The 23,679-nt window shown below is 66.2% G+C and carries 24 protein-coding genes; 10 read left to right on the top strand and 14 right to left on the bottom strand.

Features of this window, described 5'->3' with window-relative positions:
* Positions 1-639: a molybdenum cofactor guanylyltransferase gene (locus tag BMX07_RS08585; RefSeq protein ID WP_090616785.1), complete on the bottom strand. Its 639-nt coding sequence runs from the start codon at positions 637-639 to the stop codon at positions 1-3.
* A 99-nt stretch (positions 640-738) separates the two neighbouring features.
* Positions 739-1,293: a hypothetical protein gene (locus BMX07_RS08590; protein WP_090616809.1), complete on the bottom strand. Its 555-nt coding sequence runs from the start codon at positions 1,291-1,293 to the stop codon at positions 739-741.
* Positions 1,294-1,487: 194 nt separating this feature from the next.
* Between BMX07_RS08590 and fdhF the strand changes: the two genes are divergently transcribed.
* A complete protein-coding gene (fdhF, locus tag BMX07_RS08595; RefSeq protein WP_090616811.1) occupies positions 1,488-3,629 on the top strand; it encodes a formate dehydrogenase subunit alpha in 2,142 nt (713 codons plus the stop codon).
* A 491-nt stretch (positions 3,630-4,120) separates the two neighbouring features.
* On the top strand, positions 4,121-5,281 hold the full coding sequence (locus BMX07_RS08605) for a glutathione-independent formaldehyde dehydrogenase (protein ID WP_090616813.1): 1,161 nt from the start codon (positions 4,121-4,123) through the stop codon (positions 5,279-5,281).
* 80 nt (positions 5,282-5,361) lie between these two features.
* Here the strand turns inward: BMX07_RS08605 and BMX07_RS23700 are convergent, their stop codons facing one another.
* Positions 5,362-5,523: a DUF1059 domain-containing protein gene (locus BMX07_RS23700; protein WP_139210847.1), complete on the bottom strand. Its 162-nt coding sequence runs from the start codon at positions 5,521-5,523 to the stop codon at positions 5,362-5,364.
* 169 nt (positions 5,524-5,692) lie between these two features.
* Between BMX07_RS23700 and BMX07_RS24350 the strand changes: the two genes are divergently transcribed.
* Positions 5,693-5,851 carry a hypothetical protein gene (locus BMX07_RS24350; RefSeq protein ID WP_175480094.1) on the top strand — a complete coding sequence of 53 codons (159 nt, stop codon included), beginning with the start codon at positions 5,693-5,695 and terminating at the stop codon, positions 5,849-5,851.
* Positions 5,852-5,858: 7 nt separating this feature from the next.
* On the opposite strand, the gene BMX07_RS08615 is transcribed toward BMX07_RS24350, so the two are convergent.
* The 5 genes from BMX07_RS08615 to lrpA1 all read right to left on the bottom strand — a co-directional run bounded on the left by BMX07_RS08615 (position 5,859) and on the right by lrpA1 (position 9,800).
* Positions 5,859-6,998, bottom strand: a complete 1,140-nt coding sequence (locus tag BMX07_RS08615; RefSeq protein ID WP_090616818.1) for a CobW family GTP-binding protein — start codon at positions 6,996-6,998, stop codon at positions 5,859-5,861.
* Positions 6,999-7,113: 115 nt separating this feature from the next.
* Positions 7,114-8,016, bottom strand: a complete 903-nt coding sequence (locus BMX07_RS08620) for a DMT family transporter (protein WP_175480095.1) — start codon at positions 8,014-8,016, stop codon at positions 7,114-7,116.
* Positions 8,017-8,130: 114 nt separating this feature from the next.
* Entirely contained in the window at positions 8,131-8,736 is a 606-nt protein-coding gene (locus tag BMX07_RS08625) for a nitrous oxide reductase accessory protein NosL (RefSeq protein WP_090616821.1), read from the bottom strand.
* A gap of 77 nt (positions 8,737-8,813) precedes the next feature.
* Positions 8,814-9,293 carry an SRPBCC family protein gene (locus BMX07_RS08630; protein WP_090616823.1) on the bottom strand — a complete coding sequence of 160 codons (480 nt, stop codon included), beginning with the start codon at positions 9,291-9,293 and terminating at the stop codon, positions 8,814-8,816.
* A 78-nt stretch (positions 9,294-9,371) separates the two neighbouring features.
* The gene (lrpA1, locus tag BMX07_RS08635; protein ID WP_090616825.1) at positions 9,372-9,800 is read right to left on the bottom strand and encodes an HTH-type transcriptional regulator LrpA1; all 429 of its coding nucleotides are present in this window, start codon (positions 9,798-9,800) and stop codon (positions 9,372-9,374) included.
* 154 nt (positions 9,801-9,954) lie between these two features.
* Here lrpA1 and BMX07_RS08640 point away from each other — a divergent pair, with 154 nt between their 5' ends.
* Positions 9,955-10,269 (top strand): hypothetical protein, encoded by a 315-nt coding sequence (locus tag BMX07_RS08640; protein WP_090616827.1) that lies wholly within the window; start codon positions 9,955-9,957, stop codon positions 10,267-10,269.
* Between the two features lie 148 nt (positions 10,270-10,417).
* Here the strand turns inward: BMX07_RS08640 and BMX07_RS08645 are convergent, their stop codons facing one another.
* Both BMX07_RS08645 and BMX07_RS08650 read right to left on the bottom strand, forming a co-directional pair.
* Complete coding sequence (locus tag BMX07_RS08645; protein ID WP_090616829.1) at positions 10,418-11,353, bottom strand: thiamine pyrophosphate-dependent enzyme; 936 nt, start codon at positions 11,351-11,353, stop codon at positions 10,418-10,420.
* Between the two features lie 3 nt (positions 11,354-11,356).
* Positions 11,357-13,261 carry a 2-oxoacid:acceptor oxidoreductase subunit alpha gene (locus tag BMX07_RS08650; RefSeq protein ID WP_090616831.1) on the bottom strand — a complete coding sequence of 635 codons (1,905 nt, stop codon included), beginning with the start codon at positions 13,259-13,261 and terminating at the stop codon, positions 11,357-11,359.
* A 306-nt stretch (positions 13,262-13,567) separates the two neighbouring features.
* Here BMX07_RS08650 and BMX07_RS08655 point away from each other — a divergent pair, with 306 nt between their 5' ends.
* Positions 13,568-14,305 (top strand): OsmC family protein, encoded by a 738-nt coding sequence (locus BMX07_RS08655; protein WP_090617224.1) that lies wholly within the window; start codon positions 13,568-13,570, stop codon positions 14,303-14,305.
* 54 nt (positions 14,306-14,359) lie between these two features.
* Here BMX07_RS08655 and BMX07_RS08660 read toward each other — a convergent pair whose 3' ends face one another.
* Positions 14,360-15,139: a PHP domain-containing protein gene (locus BMX07_RS08660; RefSeq protein ID WP_090616833.1), complete on the bottom strand. Its 780-nt coding sequence runs from the start codon at positions 15,137-15,139 to the stop codon at positions 14,360-14,362.
* 68 nt (positions 15,140-15,207) lie between these two features.
* Positions 15,208-16,359: a chorismate synthase gene (gene aroC / locus BMX07_RS08665; protein WP_090616835.1), complete on the bottom strand. Its 1,152-nt coding sequence runs from the start codon at positions 16,357-16,359 to the stop codon at positions 15,208-15,210.
* 127 nt (positions 16,360-16,486) lie between these two features.
* Here aroC and BMX07_RS08670 point away from each other — a divergent pair, with 127 nt between their 5' ends.
* Positions 16,487-16,696, top strand: a complete 210-nt coding sequence (locus BMX07_RS08670; protein WP_090616837.1) for a hypothetical protein — start codon at positions 16,487-16,489, stop codon at positions 16,694-16,696.
* Between the two features lie 159 nt (positions 16,697-16,855).
* Positions 16,856-17,689 carry a ZIP family metal transporter gene (locus BMX07_RS08675; protein WP_090616839.1) on the top strand — a complete coding sequence of 278 codons (834 nt, stop codon included), beginning with the start codon at positions 16,856-16,858 and terminating at the stop codon, positions 17,687-17,689.
* A gap of 126 nt (positions 17,690-17,815) precedes the next feature.
* On the opposite strand, the gene BMX07_RS08680 is transcribed toward BMX07_RS08675, so the two are convergent.
* Positions 17,816-19,096: an alkaline phosphatase family protein gene (locus BMX07_RS08680; RefSeq protein ID WP_090616841.1), complete on the bottom strand. Its 1,281-nt coding sequence runs from the start codon at positions 19,094-19,096 to the stop codon at positions 17,816-17,818.
* 336 nt (positions 19,097-19,432) lie between these two features.
* On the opposite strand from BMX07_RS08680, the gene BMX07_RS08690 reads away from it, so the two are divergent.
* Positions 19,433-20,008: a DoxX family membrane protein gene (locus BMX07_RS08690; protein ID WP_090616846.1), complete on the top strand. Its 576-nt coding sequence runs from the start codon at positions 19,433-19,435 to the stop codon at positions 20,006-20,008.
* Positions 20,009-20,256: 248 nt separating this feature from the next.
* Here BMX07_RS08690 and BMX07_RS08695 read toward each other — a convergent pair whose 3' ends face one another.
* Positions 20,257-21,399, bottom strand: a complete 1,143-nt coding sequence (locus tag BMX07_RS08695; protein WP_090616848.1) for a thiolase family protein — start codon at positions 21,397-21,399, stop codon at positions 20,257-20,259.
* A 201-nt stretch (positions 21,400-21,600) separates the two neighbouring features.
* Here BMX07_RS08695 and BMX07_RS08700 point away from each other — a divergent pair, with 201 nt between their 5' ends.
* Together BMX07_RS08700 and BMX07_RS08705 are read left to right on the top strand one after the other, a co-directional pair.
* Positions 21,601-22,608, top strand: coding sequence for a hypothetical protein (locus BMX07_RS08700; RefSeq protein WP_090616851.1), 1,008 nt, complete (start codon positions 21,601-21,603; stop codon positions 22,606-22,608).
* Between the two features lie 133 nt (positions 22,609-22,741).
* On the top strand, positions 22,742-23,635 hold the full coding sequence (locus BMX07_RS08705) for a hypothetical protein (protein ID WP_090616854.1): 894 nt from the start codon (positions 22,742-22,744) through the stop codon (positions 23,633-23,635).
* Positions 23,636-23,679: the final 44 nt, after the last annotated feature.

Consider the following 23,679-nt stretch of genomic DNA (forward strand, 5'->3'; position numbering starts at 1 on the left):
TCACTCCGTCTCGAGGCGCTCGGCTGCCCGCTCGAACTCCTCGCGAGTGTTGACGTTCTCGAAGGTGTCGAGCGACGCGTCGTCCCGAACGTCGTCCTCGTCGACGACGACGTAGTCGAGGTCCAGCAGGGGTTCGACGACCCGCCGCTCGTCGCGCTCCAGGGCGCGCTCGCAGGCGTCGATCATCGGCGCAGTCCGGTAGACGGCCTGTGTCGTCTGGAACCACTGGTCGTCGAGCCGCGGCACCGCGGCGTCGTGGCCGGCCGCTCGCTCGAACAGCTGATCGACGAGGGCGGGATCGACGAAGGGCATGTCGCAGGCGACGACGAGCGCGTACTCCCCCGCGGCCGCTCGAAGCCCGGTCATGATGCCCGCCATCGGCCCGCGGTCGGGGATCGGATCGACCGCGAACGAGGCGACGGGCCCGCCCTCGAGCGCGTCCCTGATTGCGGGCACCTGCCCCTCTCGGCAGTTGACGACGACATCGCCGACGACGGAATCGATGCGGTCGACGACCCGGCGGATCATCGGCGTGCCGGCGAGGTCGGCGACGGCCTTATCATCGTCGCCGAAGCGGGTCGAGTGGCCGCCCGCGAGGACGACGCCCGTTCGCTCGTCGCGTCCGGTCTCGAGGGACATGATCGACCGTTCGTGCAGCGACGGCAAAAGGGTCCGGACGCCGGACCGGGTCGAGGCTGGGAACCGAACCCGGTCGAGCCGACCGTCCGCTTCGGCCGCTCAGTCCGGGCGTCGCCAGAGCGCCCGATACAGCGTCCACAGGTCGCACTCGAACCGGTCGGCGAGCGATCGACAGCGCTCGAGGTAGGTCTCGTACGCCGGAGTCGACGGGGGGTCCGGGTACGGTCGGGAGAGGTCGCCGGCCTCCCGGAGTGTCGACCACTCGCGGGGACCGACGACGACGTACGCCTCGGGGTCGACGAACATGAGGAACGCCGACGCGACGGGGACGTCGACCGCCTCGAGCGCGGTGAGACGGTCGATCCCGCCGGCCGCGTCGCTCGCGTCGACGGCGTCCGCGATGGCGCTCCGGACGGCCTCGAAATCGTTGGTCCGGAAGCGTTCCTCGGCGTCCCGTCGCTCGGCGTCGGGATACTCCCCGAGGAACCGCCGATAGTACCACCTGACGACCCAGGCCGCGTCCCGGCGGCCGTACTCGCCCGTCTCGAACGCCGCCGGGAGCGTCTCGAGTTGCTCCCGCTCGACGGCGTACAGGGGCTCTTCCTCCCGATACTCGCTCGCCCGTGACTCGACGAGCGATCGCGTGAGCTCCATCGAAACACTAGTGTGCACCCACTGTCGTCAGCGTTTCCCCGCCGGCGGACGCTCGAGCCGGCAACGCAGACAATGCTGCGACCGGACCGCGCGACCGGTCGCTCACGGCTACATACTCCCCATGTGGTAGAAAACCTCATACACACACGGGTAGTGGACTCCGCCTAACGGGTGTGACACCTGAGGAACTATCCATGTCCAACGATCAACGAGAGCCGGTCAAGACGATCTGTCCGTACTGTGGCGTCGGGTGTGGTATCAAAGTGCAACCGGGCGAGGAGCCCGGCGACGTCCGATTCATGCCGTGGGGGGAGGCACCGGTCAACGAGGGCCGTATCTGCATCAAGGGCGGGGCGGCGACGGAGGTGGTCGACCACGAAGACCGGCTCACCGACCCCCTGATCAAGGAGGACGGGGAATTCCGCGAGGCCTCCTGGGAGGAGGCCTACGAGTACGTCGTCGGCGAACTCGAGCGGATCCGCGAGGAGTACGGCCCGGACGCGATGGGCTTTTTCGGCTCCTCGAAGGTGATGAACGAGGAGAACTACCTCCTCCAGAAGCTGGCCCGCCGCTACGGCACCAACAACGTCGACAACTGCACGCGGATGTGCCACGCCTCGACGGTCTGGGCGCTGCGGACCAGCCTCGGCGCGGGGGCGATGACCAACAGCATGCGCGACCTCCGCGAGGCGGCCGACGTCTTCTGGATCCAGGGGGCGAACCCGGGCGAGCAACACCCCATCGCCAACAGCCAGTACTTCCGACAGGCCGTCCTCGAGGGAGCGACGGTCATTCAGGTCGATCCGCATGCCAACAAGACGACGCGGTCGTTCCAGATCGACGATACCGACCGTCATCAGCACCTGCAGCTGAATCCGGGGACGGACATCCCGCTGTTGAATATCGTCCTCCAGACGATCCTCGAGAACCACGAGGAGAACCCCGACGAGGGGTGGATCGACGAGGAATTCGTCGAGGAACGGACCGAGGGATTCGACCACCTCGAAGAGACGCTCGAGGAGTTCGACGAGGAAGCGGCGGCCGAGGAGTGCGGCGTCCCCCTCGACGAGATCGAACTGGCGGCAGAGAAGTACGCGATGGCCGACAACGCGGCCATCTTCACCGGGATGGGGATGAGCCAGCACACCTGCGGCGTCGACAACGTCCAAAACGAGATCAACCTGGCGCTGATCACGGGCAACCTCGGGCGGCCCGGCACGGGTGTCAACCCGCTCCGTGGACAGAACAACGTGCAGGGGACGTGTGACGTCGGCGCGATGCCGAACGTGTTGCCCGGCTACCAGCTGGTGGACGACGACGCGGCCCGCGAGTCGGTCGAGGAGGTCTGGGGGTTCGAAATCCCGGCCGAACCCGGGCTCACGAACGTCGAGATCACCGCCGAAGCGGGCAACTCGATCACGGGACTCTACGTCATGGGCGAGAACCCCGTGATGAGCGAGCCAGACGCCAACGCCGTCGCCGAACGGCTGAACGAACTCGAGTTCACGGTCGTCCAGGACATCTTCATGACGGAGACCGCGGAGTACGCCGACGTCATCCTCCCGGCGACGACCTGGGCCGAGCGCGGCGGCACCGTCACGAACACCGACCGTCGGGTCCAGCGGATGCGCGGCGTGGAAAAAGTCCACGAGAACACCAAACACGACCGCGAGATCCTGAGCGAGCTCGGGAGTCGGCTGTTCGCCGACGGAAAGTTCGACTTCGAGGACCCCGAGGAGATCTTCGAGGAGCTCCGGCAGGTCTGCCCGAGCTACCACGGGATGACCTACGACCTGCTCGGCGAGGAGGGACTCCACTGGCCCTGCTACGAACTCGGCGACGAGGGCGACCCGTTCCTCTACGAGGACGAGTTCGACACCGAGAGCGGGCGCGGCCACATCGAGGGCGTCGCTCACCAGCCGCCCGCCGAGACGCCCGACGACGAATACCCGCTGATCCTCACGACGGCCCGACTCGAGGAACACTACAACACCGGAACGATGAGCACGCGATCGCCGACGCTCAACAGGCAGACGCCGGAGAACTTCGTCGACGTCCACCCCGCCGACGCCGACCGCTACGGGATCGAAGACGGGACGTACGTTCGGCTCCGCTCGAGACGGGGCGAGATCACGCTCGAGGCACACGTGACCGAGGACACGAAGGAAGGCGTCGTCTGGACGACGCCGCACTTCGCCGCTGCCTCGGCGAACAAGCTCACGAACCACGTCCTCGACGAACGAGCGAAGATCCCCGAGTACAAGGCCGCCGCCGCGGAGATCGACGTCGGTATCGAACCCCTCGGCGAGACTGCCGATCCAGCGGCCGACGACTGAAGCGGGTCGCGTGGGGGCGGTTCGGTTGCCGTTTGGATGCCGAGTCGTCCGCCGACACTCCGACCAGCTCGATCCAGTGGTCGGCGCTCGACTCGGCGACGGCGAGTTCGACCAGCGGCCAGTCGAACCAGATCGCGACGCGAGGTCGCCGACACCGGTGCTCGAGGCGCTCCACGGTCGGTCGACACCAGCCGGAGACGGAGAATCGGGCCGACGAACCCCTGTGCGGTCACAACTTCGTGATCGCCAGCGGCGCGACACGAACCAGTGGAACACGCACGTTCGGTCGGAATGCCTCGACGAAGCGGGCGACACGCAGCGTGTCGAGTTCGTCGCAGAGGAAGACACGGGTGTCTCCCTCGATCAGCGACAGTGACCGTTCTATCGACGAACGGAACGAACGCCGAATCGTTTCGTCGAGCGGCGGCGGTGACGGCAACGTTTACAACGCCGTTCGTGGTCCGTTCCTCGAGGTGCGATAACTAATGTCAATGAACGCCGTCGTCTATCAGGAACCGCACGATGTCGCAATCGAGGAAGTCGACGAACCCGAGATCGAACACGAGAACGACGTTATCGTCGACATCACGACGACGTGTATCTGTGGATCGGACCTCCACATGTACGAGGGACGAACCGCCGCCGAATCGGGAATCGTCTTCGGTCACGAGAACATGGGTATCGTGAGCGAGGTCGGCGACGCCGTCACGTCGCTCGAGGAGGGCGACCGCGTCGTGATGCCGTTCAACGTGGCCTGTGGCTTCTGTCGGAACTGTGAAAACGGCTACACCGGCTTCTGTACCAACGTCAATCCCGGCTTTGCCGGCGGAGCGTACGGATACGTCGCGATGGGGCCGTACAAGGGAGGCCAGGCCGAAAAACTCCGGGTCCCGTTCGCCGACTATAACGCGTTGAAGCTACCGGAGGGCGACGAGCACGAGGACGCGTTCGCACTGCTCGCGGACATCTTCCCGACGGGGTGGCACGGAACCCGCCTCGCGAACCTGCAACCCGGCGAGTCGATCGCGATATTCGGGGCCGGCCCCGTGGGCCTGATGGCGGCCTACAGCGCCATGATTCAGGGAGCCTCCGAGATCTACGTCGTCGACCGCGTCGAGAGCCGCCTCGAAATGGCCGAGGACCACTGCGACGCCCGCGGTATCAACTTCGAGGAGGGCGATCCCGTCGAACAGATCACCGACGCCCACGGCGGCGAAGTCGACAAGGGCGTCGACGCCGTGGGGTATCAGGCGATCGACCCCGAGACGGATCCGGGCGACGATGCGTACGATCCGGCCCGGGAGAACCCCGCGGTCGTGCTCAACCAGCTCATCCAGACCGTTCGACCGACCGGCCAGCTCGGGGTTCCGGGGCTGTACGTCCCGTCGGATCCCGGCGCGCCCGACGAGATGGCGGCCCAGGGCCGACTCGGTATCGACTTCGGCAAACTCTTCGAAAAGGGGCTCAAGATCGGGACCGGCCAGTGTAACGTCAAGGAGTACAATCGGGAGCTACGAGACATGATCATCGAGGGACGGGCCGACCCCAGCTGGGTCGTCTCCCACCGCGAAGACCTCGAACGCGCCCCCGAGATGTACGAGAAGTTCGACGACCGCGAAGAAGGCGTCATCAAGGTCTTGCTCGAGCCCTGACCGCCCACGAACGCCATTTTTTCGCCCGCTACAGCTCGAGACCGCGGTCGCGAAGAGCCGCCTCGCCGAGTGCGGTGGCTTCAGCTTCGCACCCAGGCCATCGGATGTTCGTCGCGAAGGTGATCCTGGTACTGTTTGATCAGTTCCGGGTAGGACCCTGCAACCGCGTGCCACTCACAGCGATCACACTGCCGTTCGACCGTATCGGTTGCGCTCCGAACGTATCCGCCGCTTCGATTCATGCTCGTCGCGCTCTGTCGTGACGGCATAACCTTTCTGGCTCGGCCGTCAGTCACACGTGGTCCCCCCGTCGCTCGCGACCGACCCGGGCGTGACTCGACCGCCGTCCGTCAGGACGACGGCGTCTCGGTCGGAGAAACTGGTATACTGTCGAGCGACGTAGCCGACCGCATGTGCCAGTACTGCAGCTACTCCCTTTACGACGGCTGGACGCAGCTGCTCGAGTACGACGACGTCTATCAGAATACGCTCCCCGACCGGGCGACGGACCAGTCGACCCACGGCTTTCACGAGTCCTGGGAGGAGCTCAGTGACGAGCTAGCGTTGTGACGCGCGGCTACAGTGGGAACGGGGTGACCGATGCGTCCGCCATCTCGGTTCCGTCGTCGTCGACCAAACACGCGTCGAGTTCCTCGCGAATTCGCCCCTCGTTCATCTCCCGGCCGATGAACACCAGCTGCGTCCGCCGATCGTCGGTCGGCCGCCACTCGCCGATCGGGCCGGCTCTGACGGACGGACCGGCCTGACTGACGCCGATCACCTCGTCGTGGTTCGCGACGTGACAGACGCCTTTCGCCCGAACGATCGCTCCGTCCCAGTCCTCGAGCCAGGATGCGAGTCGCTCGGGGTGGAACGGTCGATCGGAACGGAAGACGAACGACGAGACGCCGTGTCGCTCGGCGGCACGTCGTCCTCCGTCGTGGTCGTGATCGTCTCCGTTCCGGCTCTCCTCGTGTCCGTGATCGTGGCCGTCCCCACGCAGGTGCCGCTTCCATCCCTGCGAACGCGTCGCCGTCGCGAAGTCGAACAGATCGGTGTCGAGGACGACGTCCGGATCGACCTCGCAGTGGGTCGTCCGGAGTCGCCTCGCTCGTGGCTGGAGGGTCTCGACGACCGCCTCGATTTCCTCGAGGACTTCGTCGGGAACCATATCGGACTTGTTGAGGAGCAGTACGTCACAGAACTCGATCCCCTCGACGAGGACCTCGCTCAACGGTCGGTCGTCGTCGGGTTGGACGCCCTCCGGTAGCCGCTCCCCGGCGTCGAATTCCTTCCAGAAGCCGTACGTATCGAGGACGGTCACCATTGTATCGAGCCGGAACAGGGTCGTCGGATCCACGTCGCTCGCGTTCGTCCCGTCGGTGAACACCTGCGCGATCGGGATCGGCTCGCTGATCCCCGACGCCTCGACCATCAGGTAGTCGAAGTCTCGGCTACGCGCCAGCCGCGCCGCTTCCGCGAGGAGGTCACCGCGCAACCGGCAACAGATACAGCCGTTCGACAGATCCACGATTCCCTCGTCGTCGTTGTCTCGAGCGAGCAGGTCCGCGTCGATGTTTACTTCCCCCATGTCGTTGACGATCACCGCCACGCGCCGGTCCCCCGGATTCGACAGCACGTGATTGATCAGTGTCGTCTTTCCCGCCCCGAGGTAGCCGCTGACGACGGTTACGGGGATCCTGCTATCGTGAGCCATGACACACCGTGTGTCACGGTCGGGACGCTACTAAGCGACCGGGCGGATTCCGCCGACAGTATCGATCACGGGACTGTCGTGGCGATCCGCCACGAACGGCTCCGAGCCGACCGCGTCAGTCCGCGGGTTCGCCGTCGCGCTCCCGCTCGAGCGTCGTCACGGCGACGCCCGCGATCACGACGCCGCCGCCGATCACCGTGATCGCGTCGGGAACCTCCGCGAGCAAGATCAGCGCGAGCAGGGTCGCCCCGACCGGTTCGCCGAGCCAGGCGACGCTGACGACGACCGACTCGAGGTGCTCGAGGGCCCAGTTGCTCACGGTGTGGCCGAAGATACCCGGACCGACGGCCAGCCCGAGAAAGAGGAGCCACTCTCGAGGGGGGTAGCCAACGTACGAGTGGTCCTGCACGCCCACGAGGAGGAACAGCGCGAGCACGCAGGCGCCGTAGACGACGGTCACGTAGGGAAACACCGGGACGCGCTGGCGGATCGAGCGGCCGGCGAGCGTGTAGCAGGCGACGGTCACCGCGCCCAGCAGCGCGAGCGAATTGCCGTACACCGTCGCGCCGGAGAGGGCCGCGTGCTCGGCGCCGCCCAGCGACATCGCGGCGGCCCCAACGATGGCGACGACGATTCCGACCACCGTCGCGCGACTGATCCGCTCGCCCAGAACGAGACCCGCACCGAGCGCCACGAAGACCGGCTGTACCTGAACGATCGTAACGCTCGCGGCGACGCTGGTGTGTGAAAGACTCTCGAACCAGGCGGCGAAGTGAACCGCCAGCGCGACGCCGGCGACGACGGCACCGGCGAGGTCGCGCCGCGAGAGCCGTGCGAACGCCGCGCGGTGACGGGTCAGGGCGATCGGTGCGACGAGCACCGTCGTAAAGAGCACGCGGTAGAAGGCCGCGACCGAACTCGGAGCCGCGCTCCAGCGTACGAGGATGGCGCTGGTACTCGCCGCGAAAACTGCGATGGCGAGTGCAATCATCGGCGTGGCCTCGAGATCGTCGTTCACGTGATACCGGACTCGCCCCCGGGGTGAAACGGGTTCCGGAACCGCCCGGCGGCCGGGTCCGGGGGCCCGCACTCGCCGTACTGGCGGCCGCCGGCCGCGACCGCGGTTCGGCCCCTACGCGTCCGGGAGACGCGCGCCGCGATAGATCGATGCGATCTCGAGGTCGACCGCCTCGAGTCCGACGATGATGTCGTCCTCGGGCGACAGGTCCTCGGCCTCCCACCCCTCGAGGAACGCGACGGCGTCCTCGCGGTCGGCGTAAGGACGGGGGTCGATCCCCATCGGGTCGTCGGCGGCGTCCTCGTCGGTGATGAGGACGAAGTGGGCCTCGGTGGCGTCGATCAGGTCGCTCGTCTCGTAATCGGTCGTCCACGCGCCGGCGATCGGCGACTCCGGCGTCGACGAGACGACGTAGGCGAACAGACACCCCGGCGAGTCGAAGACCGCCGCGAGCCCGTTTTCGTGGACGAGCTGGCCCTTGCCGAAGTAGTCGGTCGCAGTCATACCACAGACCGCACAGCGGTGCCCCTCCGGGAACTCGAACGGACCGTTCTCAACGTCCTCGATCGTCGGTTCGTACACCTGTGCCGGGGAGCCATCGTCGTCGTTCCCGCCGTCGCCAGGCCGGATACCGCCGAGACACCCCGCGATGGCCGCAGCGACGCCCACACCGAACGTCCCGAGAAGCCCCCGCCGCTCGAGTCCGTCGCGATCGTCCATGTTCCCTCTACCGGCCCGACGGTCAAAACGGGTCTGGTTCAGTCACCGAATCCGACCGATACGGCCGTTCTCGCCGGTCACTCGAGGCGTGCTTTCGCCAGCCGGTGGCGCGCTCGGAACATCGCCTCGAAGCCGATCTTCGAGACGGGTGCAACCGCATCACCGAGCCCACCCAGTGGAAGCTTGTACTCCACGCGATCCCGGAGCACCGTCCGGTCGCCGTCGGCGTGGAAGGTGTGGGTGTGTTCCCAGTGGTCGAACGGGCCGTGGACCATCTCGTCGCGAAAGTACGCCGAACCGTCCTCGCGTTTTCGCGCCGTGATCTCCGAGGTCCAGTGCTGTCGCGGCCCGACGCCGAACGGACGGATCGACAGCGCGACCTCGGACCCAGCCTCGAGTACGTCCGGGTCCGGCTCGCCGTCCGGCCCGATCACGCGCTCGACGCGCAGGTGCATCCAGTCGGGGGTTACCGCCTCGAGCCCGGTGATCCGAGAGTTGAACGTCCAGACCTCTTCGAACGGCGAGTCGACCGTCGTTTCGCGTTCGTACGTCTGCATGTGCTGTTCGGAGCTACGGCGGCCAGCCTGAAAACGTGAATCCCGACGATCGGGGACGACGGATCGATCGCGAGCGAATTACTTCAGCCGTTCCTGCAGGAACGACGGATGGGCCGCGGTAACGCCCTCGATCTCGAGCAGCTCCTCGGAAATGGTCTCGCCGAGCGCGTCGCCGTCTTCGGCGCGGACTTCCGCCATCAGCATGTGATCGCCGCTGGAACTGTACAGCGCCTCGACCTCGTCGAGCGCTTTCAGCGCCTTCGTCGCCTCGACGTAGCGTTCGCTCGCGACGTCGAGTCCGACCAGCGCGATCGTCTGGCTCGAGAGCTTCTTCGGGTCGATGTCGGCCGAGTAGCCCACGATGACTCCCTCCTCCTCGAGCTGGTTGATGTATTTGCGTACGGTCGGTTTCGAGACGTTCGCCCGCTCGGCGATCTCGGCGTACGACGCCTGTGCGTCGTCCTCGAGGACTTCGAGGATGCGATCTTCCGTCGCCTGGGTACTCATGAGAGTATGTTTTGCTCCGGCGGAAAAATATCTTTTGTATACGAAAACGACGGATATCCGAACGGAAGCGCGGTGAGACGGCGGTTTCGAAGGGCTTCTGTGCGGGGACCAACCGCCGGACTTATTCGACTGCTGGCCCCAGGTCGGCTATCGGATGGTCGACCCGAATCTCGTCAGCGGTGCCGTCTGGGTGGCGTGCGGACTCGCGATTCTCTCGCTCGGCTCGCTCATCGCCTTCCGGGGTCGGGTGGACCTCCACGCGAACTACGACGAGTCGGTCGATCCGGCGTACGTCTCCCGGTGGGCCGGCGGTACGGCCCTGCTCATGGGCCTGCTCGTCGTGGCCTACGGCGTCCGCGAGATGCGCGACGGCTTTCAGCCTCGCCTGCTCGCGGGGTTGATCGTCGCCTTGCTCGTCCTGCGCTATCTCTCGAAGCTGTTCGCCGGCGGATTCGGTGCCGGCGAGTAGTCCGCGGACGGGACTCGAGGGGCAGCCATCGAACCCGCCCGAGTTGTGACTTTCGACTCTCGAGTCTCCAGATCAGCGACGTGGTTCACCCACTCGAGCGCGTCTCCGGACCGCTCGCTGCGAAAAGACGAAGACGGTGCGTTCGCCGCTACGTGTGCCGCTCGAGGAGGTCGTAGCTGCGTTCCCACTCGGCGTCCTCGTCGAAGTACCGCTCGGCCAGCGGCTGGTCGGGCAGTTCGCCGACGGCGGATTTCTCCTCCTGGTAGGAGGGGCGATCCTCGTCGACGTAGTACCGGCCGGTCAGGACGGTCCCCTCGTTGAGGACGTCTTCGGTCTCGTACATCATCTCGGCGGCCTCGCGCCGGTCCGTCACGTCGAAGTCGTAGTCGTCGGACTCCTGGACGTCGATGTAGGGGACGTACTGGCGCGCGTCCTTGTTCCAGGTCGGACACTGGGTCAGGAAGTCGACGTGGGCGAAGCCGTCGTGTTCGATGGCCTCCGCGATGATCTCCTTGGCCTGGTTCGGGTTGACGGCGGCGGTGCGGGCGATGTAGCTCGCGCCGGCGTTCAGCGACAGCGACAACGGCCGCAGCGGCGTCTTCGCGCTGCCCGAGGGCTGCGTCTTGGACTTGTGGCCCTTCGGGCTCGTGGGCGAGGTCTGGCCCTTCGTCAGGCCGAAGATCTCGTTGTTGAACACGATGTAGGTCATGTCGTGGTTCTCCCGGGCCGTGTGGATGAAGTGGTTGCCGCCGATCCCGTAGCCGTCGCCGTCGCCGCCGGCGGCGATGACCTCGAGGTCGGTGTTGGCCAGCTTCGCGGCGCGGGCCACGGGCAGCGAGCGCCCGTGGATCGTGTGGAAGCCGTAGGTGTCGAGATAGCTGTTCAGCTTGCCGGAACAGCCGATCCCGGTGACGGTCAGCACCTCTTCGGGCGTCTTGCCGACTTCCGGCAGCGCCTGTTTCAGCGATTTCAGGACGCCGAAGTCGCCACAGCCCGGACACCAGGTCGGCTGCGGTTCGACGCCGGGCGTGAACTCGTCCCGGTCGATCTCCCGTTCCTCTCCGATCGCGTTGAATGCACTCATGGGTCAGTCACCTGCAGCGGGTTCGATTCGCACCTGTGCAGTCGGCTGGCGGTCCTCGTCGGCGAGGTTGACCTCGTAGCCCTCGACGATCTCGGCGGGCTCGAAGGGGTTGCCGTTGTACTTCAGCAGGCTGGTCATCTTCTCGCCGAAGCGGCCCAGTTCCTTCTGGATCAGGCCGCGGAACTGTGCGGTGGCGTTCATCTCGACGACCATCGCCTCGTCGACGCTCTCCAGGAACTCGGTTACCTCGGCCTCGGGGAACGGCATCATGTCGGAGACGCCGAGTCCCTTCACCGCGTGGCCGCTCTCGTTGAGCCGTTCGACGGCCTCCTCGACGGCGCCCTGACTCGAGCCCCAGGTGATGATCCCGTACTCGGCCGTCTCGTCGCCGAAGGTGGTCTGGTTCGACTCGTGTTCCTCGTCGAGTTCCTCGCGGATGGACTCGAGCTTCTCGATGCGCCGCGTCATCTGTGCGACGCGGTTGTCGGGGTCCTCGCTGATGTGGCCGACGGGCGAGTGCTCGTTCCCGGTCGCGAGGTAGCGACCACCCTTCTGGCCGGGTAGCGACCGCGGGGCGACGTTGTTCTTGGCGTCCGCGTAGTTGAACCGCTTGAACTTGCCGCTCGCGTCGTGGGCCGCTTCCGCGAGCTCGTCCTCGGTCAGCGTCGCTCCCAGATCGGGTTCCGGCTCGCGGTCGAAGAACTCGACGTCGACGTTCTTGTTCTCGCCGGAGAGCTTCTGGTCGTAGATGATGATCGACGGAATCTGGTAGTCCCAGGCGATCTCGAACGCGAGTCGGGTCTGTTCGTAGGCCTCCTCGATGTTGCCCGGAGCGAAGACGACCCGCGAGGAGTCGCCCTGGCTCGTGTAGAGGACGAACTCGAGGTCGCCCTGTTCGGGTTTCGTCGGCATCCCGGTCGAGGGGCCGGCCCGCATCGACTCGACGAGGACGAGCGGCGTCTCGGTCATCTCCGCCAGCCCGAGCGGTTCGCTCATGAGTGCGAACCCGCCGCCGGATGAACCGGACATCGCCTTCGCGCCCGCGTGGCTCGCGCCGAGCGCGAGCGCCGCGGCGGCGATCTCGTCTTCGACCTGTTCGGAGACGCCGCCCATGTCGGGGAAGTTCTGGCTGAGGATGGTGAACACGTCGGTCCACGGCGTCATCGGGTAGCCGGCGATGAATCGGCAGCCGGCGTCGATCGCGCCGTAGGCGATCGCGTTCGAACCCGACAGCAGCGCCTGCTCGGTCTCGTGGGTGCCCTCGGGGGCTCGTAGCTCGTGTTCGAACTCGTACTCCTCGTTGACGGTGTCGTACGCCTCGTGGAGGATCTCGAGGTTCGCCTCGAGCACGTCGCCGCCCATGGCGTCGGACATCAGGTCCTCGATGTGCTCGAGGTCCATGTCGAGCAGCGCCGCCGTTACGCCGACGCCGGCGGTGTTGCGCATGACCTCGCGGCCGTGTTCTCGGGCGAGCCCGCGGAGGTCCATGGGGAAGACGTGCCAGTCGTTCTCCTCGGCGCGGGCCTCGAGATCGAGTGCCTCGACGTCGTCCTCGCCGATGAGTCCCTCGTCGTAGACGATGATCCCGCCCTCGCGGAGGTCGTCGAGGTTCTCCGAGAGGGGTTTGATCTCTTCGTTGCCGTAGTAGGCCTCTTCCTGAGGGTTGCGGGCGAAGGAGTCGCCCAGCGCGAGCAGGAAGTTGTAGCCGTCACCACGTGACTGTACCTCGTGGTCCGCGGCCCGGATCTCGACGTAGGTGTGGCCACCCCGGATCCGCGACGGATAGTGGCGGTGGGTGAATACGTCGAGCCCCGAGCGCATCAGCGCCTTGGCGAAATTCTGGCTCGTCGAGTCGATCCCGTCGCCGGAACCGCCCGCGATTCGCCAGATAAGTTCGTCGCTGCTCATAGTGGATCAGTGGCCGGTAGGCCAACCGTACTCGGAATTTGCCCCACGTGACCTAAAGACTTTGCTATAGATTACCAAGGATCTTTCGTGAAGAATGGACATCCATCGAATAAAATGTATGAATGATCATTACTTTTCGAGAGAAACGAGTTCATAATTGTCCACATTCGTTCAGCGGTACCGGTTCGCCGAGCGCGGACCGCCACGGCTGTCGTCTCGCGTCGTTCGACGGTGCGGCTCCGCCGACGCGGAACGGCGGTTTCGACGAGCGACACCTTTTCCACTCGCGGGACGGTGCTCTGTCGCATGGCCTCCATCGTTCGAATGCCGACGTTCGACCGCGAGACGGAACGCGGAACGCTCCTCGAGTGGGCCGTCGACGAGGGCGGGTCCGTTGCCGAGGGCGACCGACTCGCGGCTGTCGCGTCGGAACGGCGCGTCGCAGCGGTCGAGGCCGGCGAAGACGGCGTCCTCCGGCGGACGTATCTGGCGGTCGACGACGCCGCTCCGCCCGGAACGCCGATCGGGATCGTCGCGCCGGCGGACTGCGATATCACCGCCCTCGAAGCGGAGGCCGCGGCCGACATCGGGTTCGAAAGCCGGATCGAACGCGGGCTGACCGACGGCGGCGAACGCGCAGGGATGCCCGGCCGCGCCGTCACGGCCGTAACCTCCAGCGGACGCCGAGGCCGTATCGAGGCCGGCCCGTTCGAGTGGTCGTTCGACGAACCGGAATCGAACGGCGGCACCGAGACCGGCCCGACTCCGGTCGACGTCTTCCTCGGCGGACTCGCGTCGTGTCTCTCGTTGAGTACCCGATACCAGGCGAACAAACGCGACGCGTCGGTCGACGCGATTCGGGTCGACGCAAACGCGAGGCCGGAACACGGCCCGGTCGAACGGATCGCGGCGACGATTCGACTCGCCACCGACGAGGACGACGAGACCGTCGCGCGGATCGTCGACCTCGCCGAGCGGGGATGTCACGTCTCGCAACTGCTTCGAGCGGATCTGCCGTTGGACCTTTCCTGGGAGCGACGCTGACCCGGGGTCGCGGTCCGTCCCATGGGTCGGGCGGATCGCAATCGAGCGCCGCGATTACCGCTCGAGCCCGTCGGGAACGACCGGCTCGAGGCCGGTCTCGTCGACGAAGCCCTCGAGGAAGTCGGCCCGATCGGGGATCTCGTCGGGACGGTGCGAGTCGGTGCCGACGGTGACGGAGACGTCGTGCTCGCGGAGGACGGTCAGGAACTGCTCAGAGGGGTGAACGATGTCGGCCTCGGTCAGGGCCCGACCGGCGTTGATCTCGGGGATCGTCCGCGAATCGGCGAACGCCTGCGCGACGCGCCGGTAGTGGTCCTCGGTCGCTCGACCGCGCAGCGGCGGTGTGCGCTCGACGAGGTCCGCGTGCGCCGCGATCTCGAACAGCTCGGACTCGACGAGCGCGACGAGTTGGTCGAAGTAGTCGTCGACGACCGCGTCGCGCTCGGCCTCGGTCAGGTCCGCGAAATGCGACGCGATCTGGACGTTGTCTCCACCGACCTCGTGGACGCTCCCGATCGCGTAATCGAACGCCGCCTCCGCGAGGAACGCGTCGATCGCGTCCTCGTCGCGCGGATCGTAATCCAGCTCGACCGCGTCGTAGACCGCGATTTCGGCGGACTCTCGAACCCGTTCGATCCCCTGCCGTCGGCGCTCGTACGTGAGGTCGAGGTTGAACCCGTAGAGCCCTCGCATCGCCTCGGGACTCTCGCGGCTCGCCACGTTACAGTGATCGGCGACGCCCACGCCCTCGAGGCCGGCTGCCTCCGCCGCCCGGACCATCGATCCGAGGAAATCGCCGTCCGAGTAGTTCGAGTGGACGTGAAAATCTCGCATACGCCGACGACCACGGTGGCCGAGTTAGTTGTTACGCTTACAGAACGATCAACTGGCTCCGCAACGGGTCACTCGTTGCGGGGATTGCTCGGATGGTAGTGGGTGTCGTACTCGCCGGGCCGATCGTCGACGCGGTCGGGGTTGATCCGGCCCGACAGCAGCATGAAGTCGACCAGCGTCAGGGCGAGCATGGCCTCGACGACGGGGACGCCCCGCGGCGGGAGCACGGGATCGTGGCGGCCGATGACTTGCTCCTCTTTGAGTTCGCCGGTCTCCCAGTCGGCCGTCTGCTGGGACTTGGGGATCGAGGTCGGTGCGTGCAGCGTGACCTCGCCGTAGATCGGCTCGCCGGAGCTGATACCGCCCTGAATGCCCCCGTGGTCGTTCTCGACCGGCGTCGGATTGCCCTCGTCGTCGAACTCCCAGTCGTCGTTGCGTTCCTTGCCCGTCCACTCGCGGGCCTCGCGGCCGAGACCGAACTCGAAGGCGGTCGTCGCCGGCACCGCCATCATGGCCTGGCCGAGGCGCGCAGAGAGGGAGTCGAATCGGGGTGCGCCGAGGCCGACCGGGACGCCCTGAGCTTCGAAGTAGATGCTCCCGCCGATGGAGTCGCCCGCCTCCTGGTACTCCGCGATCCGCTCTTGCATCCGCTCGGCCGTCTCGGGGTGGGCACAGCGGACGTCGTTCTCCTCGGAGTGCGCCGTGATCTCTTCGAAGCTCACCTCGGGGGCCTCGATGTCGCCGATCTGGTTGACGTGGGCCTTGAGTTCGATCCCTTCGCGCTCGAGCAACTGCTTCGCGATCGCGCCGGCCGCGACCCAGTTGACCGTCTCGCGGGCCGAGGAGCGACCGCCGCCGCCCCAGTTTCGCGTGCCGAATTTGGCCGAGTACGTGAAGTCGCCGTGCGAGGGCCGTGGCGCGGTGATGAACGGCTCGTACTTGCCCGAGCGAGCGTCCTTGTTCTGGATGACGAGCCCGATCGGCGTCCCCGTGGTGTAGCCGTCCTGGATCCCCGACTTGATCGAGACGGCGTCGGGTTCGCCGCGGCTGGTCGTGATCATCGACTGGCCCGGCTTTCGCCGGTCGAGATCCTCCTGAATGTCCTCTGCAGAGAGTTCGAGGCCGGCGGGACAGCCCGAGACGGTACAGCCCATCGCCTCCCCGTGGCTCTCGCCGAACGTGGTCACCTGAAAGAGGCGACCGAAGCGGTTGCCGTTCATTACCACGTCTTCGGAGGCGAGGCCACTTAGCGGTGCAGGATTCGCGCACGAACTGCGGCCGTCCGTCCCACACGCGAGTGATCACTTCGCCGTAGCATTGAGTACCGTCCGCGACCGTTCAGCGCCTATGGGCGGACCTGACGGAGGGGCCTCGAGCGACGCGCCGCAGACGAAGTGGCTGCGGTTCGGTATCGGGATCGCGATTCTCCAGGCCGTCTTCCTGCTCCTCGTCGTCGCGCTCCTGCGGATCGATCGCGCCGTCGGGCTCGGAGTCGCCGTTTCCCTGAGCGTTCTCGGCGGCATCGTCGTCACGGTCGCCATCTTCTACTACTATTGACAGCCGAGATTTCGAGAAACGCGTCGATTTCGGCGGGGAGGTACCGATCGGTGGTCGCACTTCGTCGATAGTTTATTTGATCGCCGTCAGTGTACGGTATCGAAATGAATCCGGTGGGAAACGACGCGGCCCCGTCTCGACGACTCGAGGGATGAACGGATGGTCTCGATAGTCGAACTATTCGTTCGAGTCGCCGGCGAAGACCCGGTGGTTCAGGGGCTCCTCGGCGGAGTCGTTATCGCGATGTTGAACCTGTTCGGAGCGTCGCTGGTGCTCGTCTGGCGGAATCCATCGGAGCGCGCACTCGACGGCGCGCTCGGATTCGCGGCCGGCGTGATGCTCGCCGCGGCCTTCACGAGCCTCATCATCCCGGGAATCGAGCAGTATTCCGGCGGGAATCCGATTCCGACGCTCGTGGGCGTCGCGCTCGGGGCGGTCTTTCTCGACCGAGCCGACGGACTCGTTCCACACGCGCACTATCTGCTGACTGGTAGCGAACGAGCGGACGAGGCGAATCCGCGTACGTCCCTTCCGCTCGATAACGATCGGGTAGCGCCCGTCGTCCTGTTCGTCCTGGCGATCACGCTCCACAACATGCCCGAGGGACTGGCCGTGGGCGTCGGCTTCGGCTCCGGCAACGTCGAGAACGCGATCCCGCTCATGCTCGCTATCGGCATCCAGAACGTTCCCGAAGGACTCGCCGTCTCGGTGGCCGCGATCAACGCCGGGCTGGACCGACGCTTCTACGCGGTCTTCGCCGGCGTGCGTTCGGGGCTCGTCGAAATTCCGCTCGCGGTGCTGGGTGCGCTCGCGGTGAGTGTCGTGGAACCGGTTCTCCCCTACGCGATGGGGTTCGCTGCGGGGGCGATGCTCTTCGTCATCTCCGACGAAATCATTCCCGAAACCCACATCCGCGGATACGAGCGGATCGCGACGCTCGGGCTGATGGCTGGCGTGATCGTGATGCTCTACCTCGACGTCAGTTTAGGATAGCGACCGACCGACTCGAGCGACCCGCTGCCGGGCGGACACGGCGAGTACCCCGCGGCGTACCGAACCGCCCTCCCGGCCGATCGGAACGAGCACGATCGGTTCCGCGGCGACCGCGCAGCGATCGACTCACAGCGACTCGAGCGTAGCCGCCCCGAGGGGAACGAGCATCTCGTCGGGGTGGAGCCCGCCGTGCATCCCGATCAGCTCGAGCTTCGCGGGGTCGCTGCCGTACCAGACCGCCTGCTCGCGGTGGGAGACGACGAGATCGCCGAGTCGGCGACGGAAGGTGTCGCTCTCGTCGCAGTCTCCGAAGAGGCGGCGCTCCCGGACCTCGTCGGCGGTGAACACGCGGGCGTCGAGAGCGGCGGCGAGCTCCGAGCGGACCCTCTCGCGGATGTCGTCGCCGTCTCGCAGGTGCAGGTGCGCGTTGCGCGGGCTGCCGGCGTACCGGACCGGGTCCCCGTTCGCGTGGCGCTGCAGGTTCGCCGTTACCGCCTCGAACGACTCGAGGTCGACGGCCCGATCGGCGTCGGTGTCGACGTGGCCGTGATCGGCAGTCACGAGGACGAGTGTGTCGCCCGCACCTGCCTCGTCGGCGGCCGCGAGGGTCGAGAGCGAGCGGTCGACCGTCTCGAGGACGTCCGCGACGGTCGCCCGGTACTCGTCGCTCTCGGTGCCGGCGGCGTGTGCGGCGGCGTCGATCTGCGGGAGGTAGGCGTACAGATACGACGGATCGTCGGCGGTGACGAACGCGTCACGCAACGCCGATTCGAACCCCTCGAGGGGATACTCCGGCGGAGCAGCGCCGTTCCCGCCGTAGGTGTGGACGGCCGCACCGTCGTACGTCTCCGGGAACGGAACGACGTGGCGGCAGTCGATTCCCGCCGCCGCGAGTACGGGATAGATGGGCTCGCCGTCGAAGACCGCCTGCAGGTCGCGATCGACCGACTCGTCACCCGCTTTGACGTCGCCGGTGAAAGCCTCGTAGGAGGCGTCGGCCGCCGGATCGTAGACGTCCCACCCCAGCACACCGTGGGACGCGGGCAGCCGGCCGGTGTGGAACGTGGTCAGCGCCGCCGCGGTCTCGGACGGATAGGTCGTCGTCAGCGGCGAAACCGTTCCGTCGGCCTCGAGTCGCTCGAGCAGCGGGTGGTCGTGGCGCTTCCAGAACGCGAGTCCGAAGCCGTCGAGCAGCACGACGAGAACGCGGTCGTACTCCCGGCCGACGGCCTCGAGGACGTCGTCGGGGAGGCAGCGACGAGGGGACGGGAGCGACGGAACGTCGGCGTCGAGCACCGACAGGACCGTCCCCGGGACGTTGGCGAAACAGTACTCCGCGTAATCGGGGAAGAGGTACCCGTCCTCGGACAGCCGCGTTCTGAGACGAGACTCGAGGTCCGTGCGCATGCGTCGACCCACGGGCGCGACCGAAAAGTGATATCGGGGTATCGAGCCGACGGCTATCGAAGCGTCACGGGGGGCCCGACGACCCACACCCGGAACGAGACGACGGGACGCGCCGGCGAGGGCTCGGCGGTCGGCTGGCCGCGCTCGAGCGTCAGGACGACCGAGCGGGAGGGACGGCCGCTGGTACGGCCATTTCGGGCGACGGCGGCGATACGGCACGCCACGAACTGATGCGTTGAATCTGCATAACTTACGAATATCCATGATACTGCATATCAAAATAAGATTATATACTATCCCGTCTTTCTAGGAAGGAGGAAGTTTTCTTCCGCTACCATGACTGCACCCACTCTCGTCCCAGACACGCGCAACACGTTCGAAAGCACCATCGGCGGCTACACGGTCGGCGGCCGCGCCCACAGCCTCTCGGCCTGGTTCGTCCTCTCGCTCCGGCTCATGATGGGCTGGGCGTTCGCCTACTCCGGGTTCACGAAGCTCGTCGCAGCCGAACCGTTCAGCGCCGGCGGCTACCTGACCGCCGTCGCGGCGACCAACGGCAACCCGCTCGCTGACCTCTTCGCCTGGATGGGCTCGACGCCGTGGTTCGTCGAGTTCGCGAACGTCGCCGTCCCGTGGGGCGAGCTCCTGATCGGCCTCGGGCTGCTCGTCGGCGCGCTCGTCCGGCTCGCGGCGTTCTTCGGCGCGCTCATGATGCTCATGTTCTACTTCGGGAACTGGGACGTCGCCCACGGCGTCATCAACGGGGACTTCGCGTACATGCTCGTCTTCCTCGCCGTCGCCGCCTTCGGTGCCGGCCGGATCCTCGGCCTCGACGCCCGCATCGAGAGCTACGACCTCGGCGGCGAACCCCTCCTCGAGCGCTACCCCCGCCTCGAGTACATCCTCGGCTAAGGGGACTCTCGTTCCGGTCCTGTCGTCGTAATCACGTTTTCCGGTACCCGAACCGTCGTCCCGCCCTCCCGCACGCGACGCAAACCGACCCGCCCTTCGACCACCGTTCGTCTCGCTCGTCGCGGCCTGCTCACGGTTTGCCCGGCTCCCCGTTCGCATCGCCGCGATTCCCGCTGACTTCGTTCGCTCCGAACCGCGCGTCGCTCCTCGCTCGCAAAACCTGGACGAAAAGGCCTCGGACGGGCCTCTCAGGGACGTTCGAACTCGATCGCCGCACCTTGTCCGAAGCCGACACACTCGGTCGCGATGCCGCGATCGACGCCCCGGCGATTCATCTCGTGGACGAGCGTCACCGGCAGTCGCGCGCCGGAACAGCCCAGCGGGTGACCGATGGCGATCGCGCCGCCGTTGACGTTCAGCTGGTCGTCCGGAATGCCGAGTTCGCGCTGGGAGTACAGCGTCTGGCTGGCGAACGCCTCGTTGATCTCGACGAGGCCGTAGTCGTCGATCTCGCGGTCCGCGCGCTCGAGGAGCCCCTCGGTCGCGGGGACCGGGCCGACGCCCATGATCGTCGGGTCGACGCCGGCGACGTAGCTGGTGCCGACTTCCGCGAGGACCTCGAGGTCGTTCTCGTCGGCGAAGTCACGACTGGTGAGCATGACGCCGGCCGCGCCGTCGGCGATCTGCGAGGCGTTACCGGGCGTGACCGTGCCGTCCTCCTTGAACACGGTGGGCAGTTCGGCGAGCTTTTCGGTGGTCGTGCCGGGGCGGAGTCCCTCGTCCTCGTCGTGGACGCCGTCCTCGGTTTCCAGGGGCACGATCTCGTCGTCGAACCGGCCCGCTTCGGTGGCTTCGACCGCGCGCTGTTGACTCCGCGCGCCGTACTCGTCTTGCTCCTCCCGGCTGATGTCGTACTCCTCGGCGACCTTCTCGGCGGTCATCCCCATCTGGAGGTTCCGCATTCCGTATTTCTCGTCGAGCTTGGGGTACATGTCGCCGGCGTCGCCGCCCCCCATCTTGACGCGGCTCATGCTCTCGACGCCGCCGGCGATGACCGCGTCGTGGCGGCCCGCGGCGATCGAGTCCGCGGCGCTGATGATCGCTTGGGCGGAGGAGGCACACTGACGGTCGATGGTCGTCGCGGGAACCGACTCGCCCAGCTCCGAGAAGAGCGCGATCTGTCGCGCGATGTTCGTTCGCTGCTCCGAGCGCTGCTGTGCACAGCCCCACATCAGGTCGTCGACGGCCTCGCCCTCGACGCCCGTCTCGGCGAGCATCTCGTCGACCAGCGGAATCGAGAGGTCCTCGCTTCGGATATCTGCGAGCGCACCGTCCTCTCTTCCCTGTGCGGTTCTAACAGCGCTAACGATTACTGGCGTATTGGCTGACATTGTATACCATCATTTTTCGTGGACATAAATAGCTACCCTCTCCGGAAAGCGACGAGCGGACCCACCGAACAACTGTAGGCGTCACTCCCGAGCGATCGAGACGGCCGATACCCCGTCGGACCGCTCGAGAGCCGGACCCTGAGCCATTTCCGACACGTGTTGTATCACAGAACTTATTAGGTGAATTGACAACTAGACGGTATGGTCCACCGCCGCCAGATTCTGCTCACGACACTCGCCGCCGGAGCGACCGCGACTGCGGGTTGTGTGGGCGACGATCCCTCCGACGAAAACAGCGACGATCAGTCGGCGAACTCGAGCGACGAGAACGTTCCACCGGATCTAGAGCTCACGTCCGACGGCGTCTACCGGATCGACATCGACGCCGTCAGCGACCGATCGGCGTCGATCGGCGACTCTCAGGTCACGTACGACGGCGATCCCGAAGTCATCTGGGCGTACGAACGCGCTTTCGAGTTCGACCGTCCGTCCGAGTCGACTCCCGAGTTAGCCGTCGATCCAGTCATCGACACGACCGACGACGTCGGGGGCCTCTTTTTGGCCCCGGTGTACGACGCCGACGCCGAGGGCTGGCAAATCAACGCCTACGCCGACGAGACGTACTACGAAGCCAGGGACACTCACCAGTTCTGGATCGGACAATTTCACGCGGAACCGTCCGAAGAACGGGCGGTCAGTGACCTGGATGCGACGTTTACCGAGCACCACGACGGTATCTACCGCGCGATCGTCGAGTACGGCGAGACGCCGCCAGCGGACAAACACTCCAACGAGTTGCAAAGCGTGGTCCTCGCGAACAGCACGTGGGACGAGACGGCGCTCGAGGAAACGGACCCGATACTCGGTGTCGCTGTGGGTCCCACCCGGGTCGGACCGACGAGTCCGGACTACAACGAGGCGGACGAGGATGACCCGGCCCCGGTCGTCGATTTCTCGTTCGAGTACGATCAGAACGGGAAGACGATTACGATCGTCCACGAGGACGGGCCCGCGTTCCAGGGCGAACACGTCCAGGTCGGGTTCGAAGGCGGCCTCACCGAGGCCCAGTTCTCCGGCGAGATCGCCGCTGACGACGAACTCACCGTCGAGGTTCCGAACGCTGACCCCGGCGAGTACCTCGCGATCGCCTGGCGAGGGGCGGATCGAGAGTACTACATCGTTCTCGATCGATTCCAGATCCCCGAGTGATCCGTCGCCGGTTCTGGCACAATATTTCGATACCCATATACATTGATGCAATTAATACAGAACTCGTATGATTCGCCGACGTAGACTCTTGCGCACGACACTCGCCGCTGGTGCGGCCGGTGTGGCGGGCTGTATGAGCGCCGAACCTGCCGATGAGCAGGACGGCGAACCGCCCGACGACGACACCCCGGCGGATCTCGAACGACTGGGCGACGGTCGCTACGAGGTCGACATCGGTGCGATCAGCGACGGCCAGGTACAGGTCCTCGAGGCTGATGCCGCGATGGGGGCGATTCTGTACATTTCGCCGATCAGAATCGAGTGGACGTACGGGCACCTTCAGGGCGACGAGACGCCGGAGTCGTTCGACATCGACCCGGTCCTCGACACGACTGACGACGAGGCCACACTCTTTTTGGCACCGGTGTACGACGCCGACGCCGAGAACTGGCAAATCAACGCCTACGCCGACGAGACCTACGACGAGGCCAGGGAGAATCATCGGATTCACCTCGGGAGGTTCATGGGCGTCGTCGATGACCGGGAGATCGAGGAACACGACGCGGGGTTCACCGAACATCACGACGGCGTGTATCGAGCGACCGTCGATTTCGGCCCGACGCCGGCCGATTCCGAGGATCCTCGCGCCGTTCACGTCTCGAACATGACCGTCGAGGAGGCCGATAGCGACGACGCGGGTCCCGAGGTGGGCGGGTTCCTGCACCCGAACGTCATCGACCGCGACCCGCCCGCGGTTCCGACCGTCGAGTTCTCGTTCGCGTACGACGACACGGCCCGCCAAGTCACGATCACTCACGAGAGCGGTGATACGCTCCAGGGAGAGTCGACGTGGATCGGGTTCGGAGGCAATCGCACCGACGAACAGTTCTCCGGCGAAGTCACGCCAGGCGATCAGCTCACCGTCGCAGTGGCGGATGCAAACCCGGACGACCCCCTCGTGATCGTCTGGGACAATTCGACCACGGACGAGGGCATCCCGCTCGGTACCTTCGAGATACCGGAGTGAGCCAGTGCCGGCCCGGGCGGCGTCCCGTGAGAGTAGCCCCGCTG

Origin of the sequence: Natrinema salaciae, assembly GCF_900110865.1 — an archaeon.
Lineage (GTDB): Archaea > Halobacteriota > Halobacteria > Halobacteriales > Natrialbaceae > Natrinema > Natrinema salaciae.

Coding starts and splice junctions, on each gene's coding strand:
- BMX07_RS08645 (WP_090616829.1), bottom strand. CDS start 11,353: ATGAGTGCATTCAACGCGATCGGAGAGGAACGGGAGATCGACCGGGAC.
- fdhF (WP_090616811.1), top strand. CDS start 1,488: ATGTCCAACGATCAACGAGAGCCGGTCAAGACGATCTGTCCGTACTGT.
- BMX07_RS08650 (WP_090616831.1), bottom strand. CDS start 13,261: ATGAGCAGCGACGAACTTATCTGGCGAATCGCGGGCGGTTCCGGCGAC.
- BMX07_RS08590 (WP_090616809.1), bottom strand. CDS start 1,293: ATGGAGCTCACGCGATCGCTCGTCGAGTCACGGGCGAGCGAGTATCGG.
- BMX07_RS24350 (WP_175480094.1), top strand. CDS start 5,693: ATGTGCCAGTACTGCAGCTACTCCCTTTACGACGGCTGGACGCAGCTG.
- lrpA1 (WP_090616825.1), bottom strand. CDS start 9,800: ATGAGTACCCAGGCGACGGAAGATCGCATCCTCGAAGTCCTCGAGGAC.
- BMX07_RS08675 (WP_090616839.1), top strand. CDS start 16,856: ATGGTCTCGATAGTCGAACTATTCGTTCGAGTCGCCGGCGAAGACCCG.
- aroC (WP_090616835.1), bottom strand. CDS start 16,359: ATGAACGGCAACCGCTTCGGTCGCCTCTTTCAGGTGACCACGTTCGGC.
- BMX07_RS23700 (WP_139210847.1), bottom strand. CDS start 5,523: ATGAATCGAAGCGGCGGATACGTTCGGAGCGCAACCGATACGGTCGAA.
- BMX07_RS08655 (WP_090617224.1), top strand. CDS start 13,568: ATGGCCTCCATCGTTCGAATGCCGACGTTCGACCGCGAGACGGAACGC.
- BMX07_RS08630 (WP_090616823.1), bottom strand. CDS start 9,293: ATGCAGACGTACGAACGCGAAACGACGGTCGACTCGCCGTTCGAAGAG.
- BMX07_RS08605 (WP_090616813.1), top strand. CDS start 4,121: ATGAACGCCGTCGTCTATCAGGAACCGCACGATGTCGCAATCGAGGAA.
- BMX07_RS08670 (WP_090616837.1), top strand. CDS start 16,487: ATGGGCGGACCTGACGGAGGGGCCTCGAGCGACGCGCCGCAGACGAAG.
- BMX07_RS08585 (WP_090616785.1), bottom strand. CDS start 639: ATGTCCCTCGAGACCGGACGCGACGAGCGAACGGGCGTCGTCCTCGCG.
- BMX07_RS08615 (WP_090616818.1), bottom strand. CDS start 6,998: ATGGCTCACGATAGCAGGATCCCCGTAACCGTCGTCAGCGGCTACCTC.
- BMX07_RS08640 (WP_090616827.1), top strand. CDS start 9,955: ATGGTCGACCCGAATCTCGTCAGCGGTGCCGTCTGGGTGGCGTGCGGA.
- BMX07_RS08700 (WP_090616851.1), top strand. CDS start 21,601: ATGGTCCACCGCCGCCAGATTCTGCTCACGACACTCGCCGCCGGAGCG.
- BMX07_RS08660 (WP_090616833.1), bottom strand. CDS start 15,139: ATGCGAGATTTTCACGTCCACTCGAACTACTCGGACGGCGATTTCCTC.
- BMX07_RS08695 (WP_090616848.1), bottom strand. CDS start 21,399: ATGTCAGCCAATACGCCAGTAATCGTTAGCGCTGTTAGAACCGCACAG.
- BMX07_RS08680 (WP_090616841.1), bottom strand. CDS start 19,096: ATGCGCACGGACCTCGAGTCTCGTCTCAGAACGCGGCTGTCCGAGGAC.
- BMX07_RS08705 (WP_090616854.1), top strand. CDS start 22,742: ATGAGCGCCGAACCTGCCGATGAGCAGGACGGCGAACCGCCCGACGAC.
- BMX07_RS08625 (WP_090616821.1), bottom strand. CDS start 8,736: ATGGACGATCGCGACGGACTCGAGCGGCGGGGGCTTCTCGGGACGTTC.
- BMX07_RS08690 (WP_090616846.1), top strand. CDS start 19,433: ATGACTGCACCCACTCTCGTCCCAGACACGCGCAACACGTTCGAAAGC.